General features: G+C 56.3%; 10 protein-coding genes. 7 read left to right on the top strand and 3 right to left on the bottom strand.

The genetic code is table 11. The features are described from left to right. The first annotated feature begins 87 nt into the window (after positions 1-87). The 4 genes from Poly51_RS20010 (at position 88) to Poly51_RS19995 (ending at position 6,229) form a co-directional block, all read left to right on the top strand. Complete coding sequence (locus tag Poly51_RS20010) at positions 88-1,551, top strand: sulfatase-like hydrolase/transferase (protein ID WP_246114633.1); 1,464 nt, start codon at positions 88-90, stop codon at positions 1,549-1,551. A 24-nt stretch (positions 1,552-1,575) separates the two neighbouring features. Further along, positions 1,576-2,643, top strand: coding sequence for a glycosyltransferase family 61 protein (locus Poly51_RS20005; protein ID WP_146459551.1), 1,068 nt, complete (start codon positions 1,576-1,578; stop codon positions 2,641-2,643). A 112-nt stretch (positions 2,644-2,755) separates the two neighbouring features. Next, positions 2,756-5,194, top strand: coding sequence for a sodium-translocating pyrophosphatase (locus Poly51_RS20000; protein WP_146459550.1), 2,439 nt, complete (start codon positions 2,756-2,758; stop codon positions 5,192-5,194). Positions 5,195-5,248: 54 nt separating this feature from the next. Further along, complete coding sequence (locus tag Poly51_RS19995; RefSeq protein ID WP_146459549.1) at positions 5,249-6,229, top strand: dihydrodipicolinate synthase family protein; 981 nt, start codon at positions 5,249-5,251, stop codon at positions 6,227-6,229. Between the two features lie 37 nt (positions 6,230-6,266). Here the strand turns inward: Poly51_RS19995 and Poly51_RS19990 are convergent, their stop codons facing one another. Beyond that, entirely contained in the window at positions 6,267-6,458 is a 192-nt protein-coding gene (locus Poly51_RS19990; RefSeq protein ID WP_146459548.1) for a CPXCG motif-containing cysteine-rich protein, read from the bottom strand. Between the two features lie 113 nt (positions 6,459-6,571). Here Poly51_RS19990 and Poly51_RS19985 point away from each other — a divergent pair, with 113 nt between their 5' ends. The 3 genes from Poly51_RS19985 to rsgA all read left to right on the top strand — a co-directional run bounded on the left by Poly51_RS19985 (position 6,572) and on the right by rsgA (position 12,801). Beyond that, positions 6,572-9,451 (top strand): RecQ family ATP-dependent DNA helicase, encoded by a 2,880-nt coding sequence (locus Poly51_RS19985; protein ID WP_246114632.1) that lies wholly within the window; start codon positions 6,572-6,574, stop codon positions 9,449-9,451. Between the two features lie 124 nt (positions 9,452-9,575). Continuing rightward, positions 9,576-11,627, top strand: a complete 2,052-nt coding sequence (gene ftsH, locus Poly51_RS19980) for an ATP-dependent zinc metalloprotease FtsH (protein WP_146459546.1) — start codon at positions 9,576-9,578, stop codon at positions 11,625-11,627. Positions 11,628-11,679: 52 nt separating this feature from the next. Then, complete coding sequence (gene rsgA / locus Poly51_RS19975; protein WP_146459545.1) at positions 11,680-12,801, top strand: ribosome small subunit-dependent GTPase A; 1,122 nt, start codon at positions 11,680-11,682, stop codon at positions 12,799-12,801. A gap of 42 nt (positions 12,802-12,843) precedes the next feature. Here rsgA and Poly51_RS19970 read toward each other — a convergent pair whose 3' ends face one another. Next, positions 12,844-14,547, bottom strand: coding sequence for a hypothetical protein (locus Poly51_RS19970; RefSeq protein ID WP_146459544.1), 1,704 nt, complete (start codon positions 14,545-14,547; stop codon positions 12,844-12,846). Between the two features lie 42 nt (positions 14,548-14,589). After that, positions 14,590-16,014 carry a magnesium chelatase gene (locus tag Poly51_RS19965; RefSeq protein ID WP_146459543.1) on the bottom strand — a complete coding sequence of 475 codons (1,425 nt, stop codon included), beginning with the start codon at positions 16,012-16,014 and terminating at the stop codon, positions 14,590-14,592. Positions 16,015-16,026 lie beyond the last annotated feature (12 nt).

The raw sequence follows: 16,026 nt of genomic DNA, 5'->3' as shown, positions 1-16,026 counted from the left end.
CGGTCAACGAAACAATGATCGACATCTGTAGGATAAGGTGACGATCACAACATCACAAAGCCTTTCACCGTTACGACTGACACGAACATGACTCAAACTAGCACGTTTGCTCACTCGGCTTGCATGCCACGGCGATGTTGGGGTGTCGTTTTCGCACTGGGGGGAGTGGCCTGCTTGCTCGTGTGCATGCAAACTTCGGTGAACGCCCAGCCCGCATCCACAAGCGGTGCAACACCGAACGTGTTGGTGATCGTGGTGGATGACTTGGGCTTTGCCGATTTGGAGTGCTTGGGATCGACGGACATGCGGACGCCCGCCTTGAACGAGCTCTACGCTCGGTCATTGAAATTGGGCCGGCTATATGCGAACTGTCCCGTGTGTTCACCCACCCGAGCGTCTATCTTGACAGGCCGCTATCCGGACCGCGTCGGAGTCCCGGGCGTAATCCGGACGCATGACGAAAACAGTTGGGGCTACTTTGCGCCTCCTGCACCGACGTTGCCACAGCGACTTCGTCAACGCGGTTACCACACCGCAGCGGTCGGGAAATGGCATCTCGGATTGCGAAGCGAGAACCACCCGAACCAGCGAGGGTTTGACTTTTTTCACGGATTCCTGGGCGACATGATGGATGATTATTTCAACCATCGTCGCCACGACATCAACTACATGCGCCGCGACGCTGAAGAGATTGATCCGTCGGGACACGCGACAGAGTTGTTTTCCGTGTGGGCAACTGACTACATCACGTCACGGGCCGACGAGTCGTCACCGTGGTTTCTGTATCTGGCCTACAACGCGCCGCATACACCGATTCAACCACCGAGCGACTGGATCGACAAGGTTGCATATCGCCAACCCGAGTTGTCGCCCGAACGAACCAAGTTGGTTGCGTTGATCGAGCACATGGACGATGGCATCGGGCGAGTTCTCGACGCGTTGCGGTCGACGAAACAGTTTGAGAACACGATCATTGTGTTCACAAGCGACAACGGCGGACAAGTCAGTGTCGGTGCCAACAACGGCGACCTGCGCGATGGCAAGGGTTCGATGTACGAAGGCGGACTGCGGATTCCCGGTTGCATTCGTGTGCCCGGTCAGACGCAAGACGGCAGCGTGACCGATGCGGTTTGCGTGACGATGGATATTTTGCCAACCTTGATCGAGATCATCGGCGGAGAGACGTCGGATGCCAGCGAACTGATCGACGGTCGTTCATGGACGCCACTGTTCGCCGATCCCGATCAACGCGACGATGGTCGCGAAGTGTTTTTCGTGCGACGCGAAGGCGGTGTGCAGTACGGTGGTCTGACGATCGAAGCCGTTTTGAAAGGCAACCTAAAGCTGGTCCATAATTTTCCGACGCATTCATTTGAGTTGTTCGATTTGTTGGCTGATCCCGCCGAAGCAACGGACCTGGCAAAGAAACAGCCGAAGGTTTTTCGAGAGATGCTTGAACGGTTGCAAAAACACGTTCAGCGCGGAGGGCAACTGCCTTGGCAGAAAGGCGAGTCGTCGTCGCATCCCGCTTCACCCTCCGAAACGAACTGATGCTTTGACTTGAATGCGTTCCCGATGAATTTGCCAACCACCGTTGTCGCCGCTCATGCGGAAATCCGACCCCTGCCGAGAAACCTTCGGCCGGAGGATTTGGATATGTTTGCCGGGTGTCAGCGATCCGAGGTGCCTGCAGCGACAATCGTCTCACTTGACGATGTCGAGGCGTTCGGGCGTGGGCCCCTTCGCCATCGCAAGGACTATCTGGACGAAAGTTTTGTATCGCCCAGTCACGCGGTCCGATGGAAACAAGAACGTGGGCACTGGCGTGCTGCGGCAGAGCGTCTGATTCAATCGAAGACCCTTTTCGATACGCCGTGCCTTTGGATCACCGACAACTGGTCCAGCGGGTATTTTCACTGGATGTGCGATTCGATACCGCGGTTAGAAATGGCCTCGATGGTTTGCGATCTCTCAGAGATGACGCTGCTGTTGCCGTACAAGTTCCGCGGTCGTCGCTACATCCAACAGAGTCTCGCCCCCTACGGCCTAAAAGACGTCCGAATCCTGAAGAGGTTTGAACGAGCGTGTTGTCGCCGCTTGACTTTGCCGTCGCACGTCGCATCGACCGGGAATTTTGACCAGGGAATCATTGGCCGAATGCGGAACCGCTTTTTGCGTCACTTGAAGCAGCATGCCGACGGCAATGAATCAACGTCCGCAGACCGCGTCTACATCAGTCGGCGGGTCGCGACTCGACGAAAAATCGCCAATGAAGATGCTGTCGAAACACTGCTGAAGAACCACGGATTCAAGATCGTTGTTTGCGAACAGATGCAATGGATTGATCAATTGTCGGCTGTCACCAATGCCGAATGCTTGGTGTCCAACCACGGCGCCGGGTTGACCAATATGATCGCCATGCAGCCCGGGCGGCGTGTCCTAGAGATTCGTGATGCGGTGGGTTCGACGCCGAATTGTTATTTCAATTTGGCCGCAGCGTGCAGCCTTGGATATTTCTATTCCTTTGCTCACCGCACCGACCCGCAACAAACCGTTCACCATGGTGACGTCACGGTGGATGTGTCCGCACTTGATCAGGCGATCCACGCCATGGTTGGCGAAAACATCGGACGCCACACGTAAAAACAGCGAGTCTGCGGTCACGAGTTTTTTGTGCTTTCCGTGTAGATTCGTGATCCTGGCCGCGTTAAGTTGCATTCAGGCTGGTTTCGAGACCGATCCGCGGCCGAAGCTGATGGCTCTGCTATCCGAGTTTGTCTCCAATGAAAGGGTTGCCATCGTGTTTGCGTTGACAGTTTGGTGTTTTGCGATTGTGTCTTCGATCGCCGCGCTCTCTTGGGCCTGGCGTTTCTACGCGGAAATGATGCGGGCTGACGAAGGCACGCCGTTGATGCAGGAGATCGCGGCGAGTGTCCGCCAAGGTGCCGATGCGTATCTGAGGCAGCAGTTCAAATGGGTCGCGATCGTGTTCGTGATCGTCGCGATGTTGTTGGTGTTCGCAGCAGTCGGATTGAAGGTTCAAAGTATTTTTGCCGCGCCGGCATTCTTGACTGGCGGTTTGTTCAGCGGTCTATGCGGTTGGTTCGGCATGAAGACGGCAACGCGCGCCAGCAACCGAACGGCGGCCGGTGCGATGCGGTCGCTCAACGATGGGTTGCAAATCGCTTTTCGAAGCGGCGCGGTGATGGGACTGACGGTTGTCGGGATGGGACTGCTTTACATCTGCATCTGGTTCGGCATTCTGTACTGGGGCATTCCGATGGTGGCGGGTGCCGAAAATGAGATGAGCCTGCAGCAGATTTCCGTCACGATGTTGACGTTCGGTATGGGGGCCAGTGCTCAGGCGCTGTTCGCACGCGTCGGTGGTGGGATCTTTACCAAAGCGGCCGATGTCGGCGCGGATTTGGTTGGAAAGGTCGAACAGAGTTTGAAAGAAGACTCGCCACGCAATCCGGCAACCATTGCCGATAACGTCGGAGACAACGTGGGCGATGTCGCGGGTATGGGGGCGGATCTTTACGAGTCGTATTGTGGTTCGATCCTGGCGGCTTCGGCGTTGGGAGTCGCCGCGTTTCGCGGGACGGACCTGCTGCCAGAGGGGGGCGACACGACGACGGCGCAGTTGCAAGCGATGCTGCTGCCGATCGCCATCGCTGCGGTGGGCATCCTGCTTTCGATCGTTGGAATTTATGCGGTCAAAACAGGTGAGGAACTCTCGCAAAAATCGTTGCTGCAATCTCTTGCCCGTGGGATCAATCTTGCTGCGATTCTTGTTTCAATTGCCTCGATTGCGATCACGTGGGTCATGATGCCCGCGATGCCGGAGACGACTTTTTTTGGATTCATTCCCGGCGTCGCCATGAGCATCCTTGTTGGGCTCGTCGCGGGTTGGTCGATCGGGTTGTGGACCGAGCGTGTGACCAGCGACGAGTATGCGACGACACAGAACTTGGCCAAACAAGCCGAGACCGGGCCGGCGACGATCATCATTGGCGGAGTCGCCGATGGGATGCTAAGCACTTGGGTGCCGGTCGTGATCGTATGTGCGGCGATGCTGATGGCGTTCGGTTTCGCCAGCGGCGGCAACTTCGGCGACGCCAACCGATTTTCGATCGGCTTGTATGGCGTCGGAATCGCTGCGGTGGGGATGCTCAGCACCCTTGGAATCACGCTGGCCACCGACGCCTACGGCCCCATCGCCGATAACGCCGGCGGCAATGCATCGATGGCGGAATTGGATGACTACGTTCGTGATCGCACCGATGCTCTGGACAGCCTCGGTAACACGACAGCCGCGACGGGCAAAGGATTCGCGATCGGTTCGGCGGCGCTGACGGCGCTCGCACTGCTGGCGGCGTACATGGAAAGCGTTCGTGACGGTTTCCAACGGTGGGGTGACGAGTACGCGATCTCGCAAAACTTGAGCGATGGTGACTTCGCAATCACGCCAACGTTGTCGTTGACGCGTGCGGACGGCGGCAACGAAGTCTTTCTGATCATGCCGGCCGCGGCCGGTTCGAGCGACACAGCGCCGGCGACGCGGGTTGCCGTTGCCGATGCGACGCTGCATGATTTTTCGACCTACTACGACACGACGCTCATGAATCCTCGCGTCTTGGTCGGCGTGTTCTTGGGCGTGATGAGCACATTCGTGTTTTGCGCGATGACGATGAAGTCGGTGGGTCGCGCGGCACAGGGAATGGTGATCGAGGTTCGTCGGCAATTTCTGGAAAACCCAGGGATCTTAGACGGTAGCGCCAAGCCGGACTACGAACGGCCTGTCGCGATCAGCACCCTCGCCGCACAGCGAGAGATGATCCTTCCCAGCATGTTGGGATTGCTGATGCCGATCGTTGTTGGTTTGCTGTTGGGAGTTGGCGGAGTGATCGGGATGTTGACGGGCAGTTTGACCAGTGGATTTTGCTTGGCCGTTTTTATGGCCAACAGTGGCGGAGCGTGGGATAACGCGAAAAAGTACATCGAAGCCGGTCATCACGGCGGCAAAAACAGCGATGCCCACAAAGCCGCTGTCGTTGGCGATACCGTCGGCGATCCTTTCAAGGACACCAGCGGCCCAAGCCTGAATATCTTGATTAAACTGATGAGCATGGTCAGCGTCGTCGTTGCCGGATTGGTGGTCAGGTATTCTTTAGTGGCGATCGGCTGGTTCTGAAACGGATGCCAATCCACGTCCCGATATCGACCAATCGAATTCAATAGATAAAGAATGTCTGAACGAATCAGTGGGATTTTGACTCCCAATATCACGCCCGTCGATTCGTCTGGGCGCATCGATGAAGACACTCTTTGTGGTTACGTCGATTGGTTGATCGACCACGGCGTTGACGGTCTGTATCCCAACGGCAGCACCGGCGAATTCGTTCGTTTCACCGCGACCGAACGTCGACGCATCGCCGAAATCGTCATCACTCAAGCGGCCGGACGCGTGCCGGTTTTGGTGGGTGCCGCGGAGGCCAACGCACGTGAAACGATCGAAGCCTGCGAAGCATACGGCGCCATGGGGGCTCGCGCTGTCGCGATCGTTTCGCCGTTCTACTATCGACTTTCCAGCGAAGGCGTTTACGCGTACTTTCGTGAAATTGCCAACCACGTTTCCATCGACGTGACGGTTTACAATATTCCCATGTTTGCTTCGCCGATTGATGTCGCAACGGTCATTCGATTGGCATCGGATTGTCCACGGATCGTGGGCATCAAAGACAGCACGGGTGATTTGCCCAGCATGATGCGAATGATTTCAGCGATACGCCCGATGCGAAGCGACTTTTCATTCCTGACCGGATGGGACGTCGCTTTGGTGCCGATGTTGCTTGCCGGGTGCGACGGTGGAACCAACGCCACCAGCGGCGTTGTGCCGGAATTGACGCGCGCGATCCACCGTAACGTTCAGGCTGGCAACATCGACGTCGCGATGCAGTTGCAATACCAACTGTTGCCGCTGTTCGACATCATGCTTGGGCTTGGTGAATTCCCGGAAGGATTTCGCGCCGGCGCACGATCACGCGGTTGGGACTTGGGGCCTGGGCGAGTCTCGATCACCTCCGTTCAACGCGAAGCGATCGACGAGGACCAACGCAAAATCGATGTCATGGTTCAAGACGCCGTCGGGATCTGTGCCGATCAAACAACGACGACGGAAAAGATCCAGAAGATCGTTGGCCAAGTTCTAAAACAACTCGAATCATAGCGTCGCCGATTCGACACGAGCGTCTTGAATCTGAAACTCAGTTCAAATCCTGTTCCGCTTCGGCCCAGACTCGAGGTTCGTCGTCGACCCAATCGACGTGGATGACGCTGGGGTTGCAGCAAACGGGACAGTCTTCGACGTATTCTTGCGATCGGCCTTCGACCGGATCCAACGGAATCACGATTTCTTCGCCGCAACTATCGCAAATGTACGATCCTTCGTTTTCCATCGGTCTATCTCCGGGGGTTGGCGGACTACGACGGGATGTGCGCGGACCCTATACTGATAGGACTGAAGCACGAACCAATTGTACGCTTTCTTCTCGTCCTGAAAACGATCGTCATGGCTGACACACCCGATCCGACCACGCTGCTCAGTCGCTTCGGCTTGACGGAATTCCGTCCCGGACAACGAGACGTGGTCGATGCGATCGCGTCGGGCCGCGATGTGATGTGCGTGATGCCGACCGGCGGCGGCAAGAGCCTTTGCTATCAGCTTCCGAGTCTCGCCCGAAAAGGCACCACGATTGTCGTTTCGCCGCTGATTGCGTTGATGAAAGACCAAGTGGACACGCTTCAGGGTTTGGGAATCGCGGCCAAGTTGATCAACAGCACGTTGTCGGCGACCGAGCAGTCCGACGTCATGAACGAGATGGCATCGGGAAAGTTGGACCTGGTTTACGTCGCTCCGGAACGGCTTCGCAATAGTCGGTTTTTGGAGGCTTGCCAGTCCGCCAACGTTGCGTTGCTTGCCGTCGACGAAGCCCACTGTGTCAGCGAGTGGGGCCACGATTTTCGTCCCGACTATTCGCGATTGGGACGATTTCGCCAGCGATATTTGAACAACGTCCAAACGATTGCGCTGACGGCGACGGCAACGCCGGTGGTTCGTGACGACGTGATTGAGTCGCTGGGGTTGAAAGATCCTTGCACGTTCGTGACCGGGTTCGCGCGTACGAATCTTCGCTTCGGCGTTTCGCACGCAAAGACGGATCAGGAAAAGAACGACACATTGCTCTCGTATTTGCAATCGCAAAGTGGTTCCGGGATCATCTACGCGGCGACGCGGAAGCGTTGCGAAGAATTGGCGGAGTGGTTGCCTGAAAAAGCGAGACGGCCGATCGGTGTTTACCACGCTGGGCTCGATCCGATTCAGCGTCGGCGGGTGCAAGACGATTTCATGTCGGGCAAGTTGTCGGCAATCGTTGCCACCAATGCGTTCGGGATGGGAATCGACAAGTCGGACATTCGTTTCGTCGTTCACTACAACATGCCGGGAAGCCTGGAAGCGTATTATCAAGAGGCGGGTAGGGCAGGGCGTGACGGCGGCAAAAGCGATTGCCAATTGATGTTCAGCTACAGCGATCGCTATATCCAAGAGTTCTTTATTGACAACCGTTATCCATCGAAGGAAACGGTCAAGAAGGTCTACGAGTACTTGCTTTCACGCGACGAGGATCCGATCGAACTGACTCTGGATCAAGTGCGTGACGGCATCAAAGTCAAAGATGGCAGCGAAGCAATCGGCACCGCGGAAACGTTGCTTGCCAAAGCGGGCGTATTGCGCCGTCTCGATTCGAACGCGAATTACGCGATGCTGCGGATCGATAGCGACGCGCCGTCGATGCTGGACTTTCTTCCCAAGGAAGCCCGGACGCGACGTAAAGTGATGTTGGCGATCGAAAAAATCGTCGGCCGGCGCCGGCACGAAGACGTTTTTGTAAAGCCGGCGAGATTGGTCGAAATGGCGGGCGTCAAAAAAGATGCACTCGTCCGAACGCTGCGAGAATTGCGGCGATTGAAAGCGTTTGACTATGTCCCGCCGTTTCGCGGCCGCGCCATTCACTTTACCGATCGAGATCAGCGTTTCGAAGATCTGCAAATTGACTTCGACGAACTGGCACAGCGAAAGGCCGCCGAGACCGAAAAGCTTGAATCGGTGATTCGTTTCGCGCGAACGGCGGGCTGCCGACAACGCGTGATCCTAAACTACTTTGGCGAAACCGAAGCCGATAATTGCGGTACGTGTGACCGATGTGCGCCGGTCGACGGAACCGTCGGACGAGCATCCGATGTGTCGGTTTCGGTCGAGATGAAAGGCGTCGATCCGGTGGCGCTACTTCGCGGTATTCGTGTGGTGCTAAGTGGCGTGACTCGGATGCACGGGCGATTCGGAAAAACGATGGTTGCCCAGATGTTGTGTGGATCGAAAAACAAAAAGCTGCAGCAGTGGAAACTGAATCGATTGAGCACGTATGGGTTGTTGTCCGAACTGAAACAGTCGGAAATCGTCAGCGTGTTGGATGCGTTGGCCGAAGCGGGGTTCGTAGAACAAAAAGAAGTCGACGAGCGGCGACCGACCATTCAAATGACGGCCGAAGGCACCGAAGTGATGATGGGCGGTGTCACGCTGCCGCCTTCGGTTCGGATGCCTTTACCGCTGGCGAAACGTTTGGCGAAGGCATCTCGAGCGATCGAATCGGGTGATGTCCAGACGTCATCGCCGGGAACCGACGTCGTCGACTCTGTCTCACGCACGGCTGATGACGAAGCCACTGGTGAGGAAGCGGCTGACAGCGAGGTCCGCTCGGCTCAGGTCGATGAAGTTGCGGAGACGCTGAAGCGTTGGAGGCGAAAAACGGCGGCGGCGCTGGGTGTGCCGGCCTTCCGGATTCTGACCAACTCGACTCTGGACCGAGTAGCTGAGGCGATGCCGCGAACGGCGTCCGAACTTGAAAATGTGACCGGCGTCGGCCCGGCAACGGTCGAGCAATTTGGTTACGACTTGGTTCAATTGATCCTCGGCTGTGTGGATCCGCACGAAGATGTCGAATGCGTCGAGCTCGACCCGATCGATGCCAGCGAACCAGAAAGGGTTCCATCGGAAACACGGCCATCGGAACAAGTCATGGGCGTCCGCGACGATACGCCGCCATCATCGGAATCGACCTCCCAGACGGGCGCGGCGCCCGATTCGTCTAAACCGGGTGCCCCGCCGACGGCCGAGGACGCCTATTGGACGTGGCGGCTGTTTCGAGACGGGTACACGTCGCACCAAATCGCGGCGATCCGTCGATGTTCGCTCGCTGATCTGGTGGACGATCTCGTTTCGGCTGCGTCAACGGGTCACACCGTCGAGCTCACTTGGGTCGATGACGCCGCTGCATCCCGGCGGGTCCGAGATGCGATAGCGGGAAGCGAGTCGTCGGTTAGTCACTCTTGACCCGAAACACTACAATTCAACGGCCGATGGTTCGTTGATGCGAATCCGGCTTAGAGATTTCCGGGCTTTGGCCCACCGAGCGACCGGCAACGCAGATACTGATAGTAAGGCCTGAAGGCAGACAATGGATAAGAAGTCAGACGACCAGATTCCCAAAAATTCCAGTCGCGAAGGCAACGGTGGTTCCCAAGGCGGGGACAATCAACCGCCCCGACGTAACAACAACTCGTTGCTGATCGCACTGATCTTGGCCGCTTTGGTTGTGATGTTGTTCTACAATCGCGGCGAGGAACGATCTCTGGTTTCGGCAAGTTTCTTTCAAAAAGAGTTGGAACGGGACAACGTCGAGAGCATCTTGATCGGCGAGCAACAGGTTTACGGCACGTTCAAAACGCGGCCTGAAGCACCGCCTGTCGAAATCGAAGGCAAAAAAGAAGTTCGCAAGGGTGACGACGGCGAACCCGACAAGTACTTAAAAAAGTTCGCCTTCAACCGATCCACCGATGCCGGCTGGGTGGTCGATCTGCAAAGCCAGCTGGAAAAGGCAAAGGTCGACTTCAGCTATCTATCGAAAGATAACACGGAACAAATTCTGTATTTTCTTTTGATGGTGGGGCTGCCGTTGGGTGTGTTGCTGTTTTTGTTCATGATGCTTCGCCGTTCGCGAAACGACATGATGGGCGGTGGCTTTCTGTCGGGCTTCAGCAAGAGCCCGGCCAAACGATTCGAAGCCAGCGACAAGATGGTCACGTTCAACGATGTGGCCGGGTTGGATGGTGTGAAAGCCGACCTGCAGGAGATCGTCGACTTCTTGAAGACGCCCGAAAAGTTTCAAAAACTGGGCGGACGCGTCCCCAAGGGAGTCCTGCTGAACGGACCTCCCGGCACGGGTAAGACGCTGCTCGCTCGCGCCGTCGCTGGCGAAGCGGGTGTGCCGTTCTACAGCGTCAACGGCAGCGAATTCATTCAAATGTTCGTCGGTGTTGGTGCCAGCCGCGTTCGTGACTTGTTCAAAACAGCCAAAGAAAACAGTCCGGCGATCATCTTCATTGACGAAATCGATGCGGTCGGTCGCCAGCGTGGTGCCGGGCTGGGCGGTGGACATGATGAACGCGAGCAGACTCTGAACCAGATTCTTGGTGAGATGGACGGGTTCAGCGGCAATCAAGCCGTCATTGTCGTCGCCGCAACGAACCGACCCGACGTGTTGGATCCCGCGCTCTTACGCCCCGGACGGTTCGACAGGCACATCACCGTTGGCCGACCTACGATGAAGGGTCGCGAGGCAATCTTCAAAGTTCACGTGCGTGACGTGCCGCTTGCCGATGACGTCGATTTGCATCGCTTGGCGGCCGGAACGGTGGGGCTGACCGGTGCCGATATTCGAAATATGGTCAACGAAGCGGCACTCTGGGCGGCGCGTCAGGACAAAAAAGTCGTCGATATGGATGACTTCGACAATGCTCGCGACAAGATCCTGATGGGGGCAAAACGCGAAGAAGTCTTGCAAGAGAGCGAAAAAGAAAAGACGGCGTATCACGAAGCCGGCCACACGTTGACGGCATGGCATTTGGATGGCGCCAATATCGTCCACAAAGTGACGATCATTCCACGTGGTCGAGCGTTGGGCGTGACCCAGTATGTCCCCAATGAGGATCGGCTCAGTATCAGCAAACGTGAACTCGACCATCAATTGATCGTGTTTCTAGGTGGCCGTGCGGCCGAGAAGATCATCTACAACGAAACGTGTGTCGGCGCCGAAAATGACCTCGAACGGGCGACCAGCATCGCGCGTCGAATGGTCACACACTGGGGCATGAGTGCCAAAATCGGGCCCGTCAGCTACAAGACAAGCGACGAAGATCCGTTCTTGGGACGCGAGATTCACCAGACGCGTCAGTTCAGCGAACACACGCAGGAATTGGTCGATGAAGAAGTCGCCCGAATCCTGTTGGAAGCTGATCAGAAAGCAGAGCAACTGTTACGGGAACATCGGGCGGAGCTCGAAAAAATCACCCGAGCATTGCTGGAGCACGAAGAACTCGGCGAAGCCGAACTGACCGAGATTCTTGGGCCGTCGATCCAGGTGCGAAACCGCGACAGCGATGGAATGGGCAAGACGTTGACACCCGAAAGTGCAGCCGAGCACACCCCAGGTCCGGCGGTTAACAACTAGAAGCCCAGGTAAGTGGTATCCGCGGCCCAGCATGTCGCGGTATCCAACACCCATGCCTAAGAAAAAGAAAAGCTCGAAACACCGAACGGACTTCCGCAAGAATCACCAAGGGCGTGTGCGGGGAGGTGATTTGACGCGAGACTTTACCGGCGGTAAGGAAATGGCGGACCTGTCCCAAGGGGAACGCGTCAGTGGGAAGGGTGATCTGACCCGCAAACGGACGATTGCAACGGAAAGTCATTCCGATGATGCCGAGTCCACGGCGCACCTGATTTCGGGCCGCGTGATCAGTGCTCACGGATTGAAGTGCAAAGTCATGGCCGACGACGGTGCCATGTACGAGTGCGCCATCCGGCAAGTTTTGAAATCGCTCAGCATTGACGGTCGCTCGGCCGTCGTCGCGGGAGACTACGTTTGGTTTCGCGCCGAAACGCCTCAGGACGGCATGATCCAACGCGTCGCACCGCGGCACGGCATCATCTGTCGAACTAGCCGCGGCCAACAACACGTCATTGTTGCTAACATCGATTACCTGTTGATCATCGCCAGCGCAGCGCAACCGGGGCTTAAACCCGTCCTGATCGATCGGTTCTTGTTGACCGCCAAACAGTGTGACGTCGAGCCGGTGATCGTGATCAACAAGATCGACTTGGTCGATCCGACATCGTTGCAATCGCTGATCGGCGCCTACGCGGCACTGGGTTTTCGAGTACTGATGACGTCCGCTGAATCCGGCGTTGGTGTCGACTATCTTCGGGAACTCTTGCACGGCAAACAAACCGCTTTGGCGGGTCAAAGTGGTGTTGGAAAAAGCAGTTTGCTGAACGTTGTCCAACCGGGGCTCGGGTTGGCGATCGGGCGGGTCAGCACCGATAACGATAAGGGACGCCATACGACAACAACGTCGCAATTGATCCCCCTGGCCAATGGCGGTGCGGTCTTCGACACGCCTGGCATTCGGCAATTTCAGTTGTGGGATATTTCAGCCGGCGAAGTTGCCGGTCTGATGCCCGACATCCGGCCCTACGTCAACGCTTGCCGCTATCCTAACTGCTTGCACTTGAGTGAAGACGATTGTGCCGTGAAAGACGCCGTCGCGGACGCCCGCATCGACGCACGCCGCTATGACGCCTACTGCCATCTGCTAGAAGACGACTTGTTGGTGGAAGATTGACCGGCCGATAGCATCGTCTTGGAAACGAAAAGCCGGACTCATTCAACCAATGATCTCGCGTCGATTCTTGACGTAGTCCCACAAAACGAATCGGTCCAAGTCTTTGCCGCTGGTGAAGAAGACGCGGCCCTTGGTCGTTTGAGCAAGTCGCTGAGCGAATTGGACGTCTTCTTGGCTTTGTGACCAACTGGGAATCAAGAAGATATTGATGGTGATGCCTTCCTTGCTGCACATTGCCGCTTCTCGCATCGTCGCTTCTTCGGTGCGTGGGTGCGGTGGATACAGCATGTAAAGTTGTTCGTCTTCAAAGTGCGCCGTTGGAAGACCATCGGTAATCAAAACCACTTGCCGGTTTGGCGTGTCGCATCTTGCCAGGTTCCGTCGCGCAAGTTGCAACGAGTGCTGGATGTTGGTGAAGTGAGGATGGACCATGGCCTCGCTGATATCGGGATCGCTCATGTCCGCGCGAAGTTGCACCCACGGATCGTGGATCGTGACTGGCTTGGGCATTAGTTCGATGATTTCGCCAGGCGTTCGCATTTTTGCGAACGTGTACATTTCGATGAAACGCAAGAAATCGCCTGGGTATTCGGTGTTGATCAACCCTTGCAGCGCCAAGGCCATGCGTTTGACGTTCACATATTGTCCGTCGTACCGCATCGAACCGCTCATATCCATAATCACGGCGGTCGCGCACTTGGGGTGATTCCGCGTCTTGTGGACCTCGATGTCGTCGCTTCGCAACCGAATCGGGCGCTCATCGCCCTGACGCAAAAGGGCGTTGATGACCGTTTGCGGCAAGTCGATATTGGCGACGCTGTCCCCGAACTCGTACGACTTGGTCTGTTGAAGTTCGACGGCACCTTCGCCGACAATGTCGCCTTCGTGGCGACCTGTTCGCGACGGGGCGAGTTCGCTAAAGATTCGTTGCAGCAAACGACCTTGGAAGATCTTGTACGCTTGGGGCGTCAACCGAAACCCGCCCTTGCCGTCCGGGTCCTTCTCCAAACCCTGTCGCTCGGCCTGCTCTCGCATCATATTTTCGAGTTGCTGCTGCATCTCTTCTAGCTTCTGCATATCGCCTTTGTCGGCGAACTCGGACAGCATCTCCATATCGATGATGCCGATCTGGGCATCCTTGGACGCCTGTTCCAACTGGCTTAACAGTTCATCGATCTTTTCGAGTTCTTCCTTGATCTGCAGCGCCTGCGGAATCGACGTCGATTCGTTGCCGGTGAAGTCATACTTCGACTCCAGTTCCTCGATGTTGTGCTTGTCGCTCATTCGGGCGCTGATGTTCATCAGGCTGCGGGCAAGCTCGCTGTTGTCGCTATCGGCGTGATACCAAATTTGTTCGATGATGTAGGGTTGTTCATACGTGATTGCTTGGCGAAACGCCTTCTCCTGATTCTTAGGAACACGCACGTTTTTCGACGAATTGAAATATGCCTTGCGAGCCTTCTTTTGGACGGACTTCGCCTCGTAGGTTTCAAGGATTTTGCGTTTGCGTTCCTCCAGCATCGCCCGCAGCATATCCAGGCTCGGCCCTAATCCAGCGATTTGGCTGGGGTCCAGTTTGATCGCCCGCGCGAGTTCTTCTTCGGTCAGTTCACGATAATTGCCATACATCATCGCCTGCTCGAAAGCGGGCGAGACCAAGTCCGGCGGTTCCTGCGTGGGCGGCGGAAACGAACCGGGGTCGTATTTCTGGTAGGCGTGAATGATACCGCCGACGCGAGACTTCATAAGATGTTCCAACACTGGTTGAGAGAACTACGCGGGATTCAATCAGACTTCGTACTGAATTTTGCCGTGTCGTTGGCTGCGGCTGATCTTGTCCATGCTGTACAAGCCCGCCAAGACGAATTCGACACAGGATGCGCGAACCGCTTCGCTTTCGCCCGCATTGACCTCGAATGCTTTGTCCCAAGCCGGCGGGACGCTCTTCAGTCGCGTTGCATAATCGCTGCTTGGCAACATGTCGCTGACTTCGATACGCACGCCGCCACGGAAAATTTCGGCAATCTCACCCAATCCGTGTTCTTCGACGTATTCCCCGAAGACCACGGCAATTGCCTGCGCTACGACGGCATCCAGTACTTGCCGCTCGCTCATCTGATGCGTGCCCATCAGGTCAAGTTCTAACTTGCCCAAAGAACTGGCGTACAGGTGACCAAAGTCGCTGATCCTTGGAACGGCGGGACGTTCGTTGTGCACAATTCCTCGTTGCCGAGCTGACGCCACGATGGTGCGAAAGTTGGCCAATGAAAACCGAGCCGATACACCGGAGGCCTGGTCGATGTACTTGCTCTTTCTTGCCTGATTGGTGATCTCTTCGACGATCTGGTACATGAAATAGGGCACCGAGACCGGATAGTCGCCATCGAGTTGCTCGCCGACTTCTTGCTGCAGGATCGCGATACCCTGATCCCGTTCGGCTGGGTAGTGCGTTTGCACGATCGTGCCGATTCGGTCCTTCAACTGCGGGATCACTTTGCCGCTTCGATTGTAAGTCGACGGGTTCGCCGAAAACAAAATCACCACGTCGATATCAAACTGAATCGGATAGCCGCGGATCTGGACGTCGCGTTCTTCCAAAATATTGAACAAGCCGACCTGAACCAATTCGTCTAGTTCGGGTAGTTCGTTCATCGCAAAGATGCCCCGGTGCATCCGGGGAATCAATCCGAAGGACAAGGCTTCTTCGGCGCTCATGCTGACACCGCCGGTCAACTTTGCTGGATCGATTTCACCGATGATATCAGCGAACTTGGTCCCGGGGCTCAGTCGTTCGGCATATCGCTGGTCGCGATGCCACCACCCGATCCGGATATCCGCCGGATCATGTTCCGCGATCAAGCGTTTTCCCAAAGAAGTGATCGGCAGGCTTGGGTCTTCGTGGATCGGCAGATCCGGATGGTCGATGTAGGGGATCCACTCGTCCAAAAAACGGGTCAGCATCCGCATCATACGACTTTTGCCTTGGCCCTTTTCACCCAAAAACAATATGTCGTGACCGGCCAACAGAGCCAGATTGATCTCAGGAATCACTGTGTCTTCATAGCCGATCATGCCGGGGAACAGTTCCTCGCCAGAGGCAAGCATGCGCGTGAAGTTATCGCGAATTTCTTGTTTGACGGTCTTTGTTTGCCAACCGCTTTGAGTCAGTTCGGCCAGGGTGCTTGGGTGGGGTGGGGCCATGATGGCGTTCATACCAGCGATTCC

This window comes from Rubripirellula tenax (assembly GCF_007860125.1).
GTDB lineage: Bacteria > Planctomycetota > Planctomycetia > Pirellulales > Pirellulaceae > Rubripirellula > Rubripirellula tenax.
The sequence above is the reverse complement of the archived record's forward strand: the minus strand, read 5'-3'. Positions and strand labels throughout refer to the sequence as shown.

Excerpts from the sequence above, each read along its gene's own strand:
- Poly51_RS20000 (WP_146459550.1), top strand. The coding sequence starts at position 2,756 with ATGGCTCTGCTATCCGAGTTTGTCTCCAATGAAAGGGTTGCCATCGTG.
- rsgA (WP_146459545.1), top strand. The coding sequence starts at position 11,680 with ATGCCTAAGAAAAAGAAAAGCTCGAAACACCGAACGGACTTCCGCAAG.
- Poly51_RS20005 (WP_146459551.1), top strand. The coding sequence starts at position 1,576 with ATGAATTTGCCAACCACCGTTGTCGCCGCTCATGCGGAAATCCGACCC.
- Poly51_RS19985 (WP_246114632.1), top strand. The coding sequence starts at position 6,572 with ATGGCTGACACACCCGATCCGACCACGCTGCTCAGTCGCTTCGGCTTG.
- Poly51_RS19970 (WP_146459544.1), bottom strand. The coding sequence starts at position 14,547 with ATGAAGTCTCGCGTCGGCGGTATCATTCACGCCTACCAGAAATACGAC.
- Poly51_RS19965 (WP_146459543.1), bottom strand. The coding sequence starts at position 16,014 with ATGAACGCCATCATGGCCCCACCCCACCCAAGCACCCTGGCCGAACTG.
- Poly51_RS19995 (WP_146459549.1), top strand. The coding sequence starts at position 5,249 with ATGTCTGAACGAATCAGTGGGATTTTGACTCCCAATATCACGCCCGTC.
- ftsH (WP_146459546.1), top strand. The coding sequence starts at position 9,576 with ATGGATAAGAAGTCAGACGACCAGATTCCCAAAAATTCCAGTCGCGAA.
- Poly51_RS19990 (WP_146459548.1), bottom strand. The coding sequence starts at position 6,458 with ATGGAAAACGAAGGATCGTACATTTGCGATAGTTGCGGCGAAGAAATC.
- Poly51_RS20010 (WP_246114633.1), top strand. The coding sequence starts at position 88 with ATGACTCAAACTAGCACGTTTGCTCACTCGGCTTGCATGCCACGGCGA.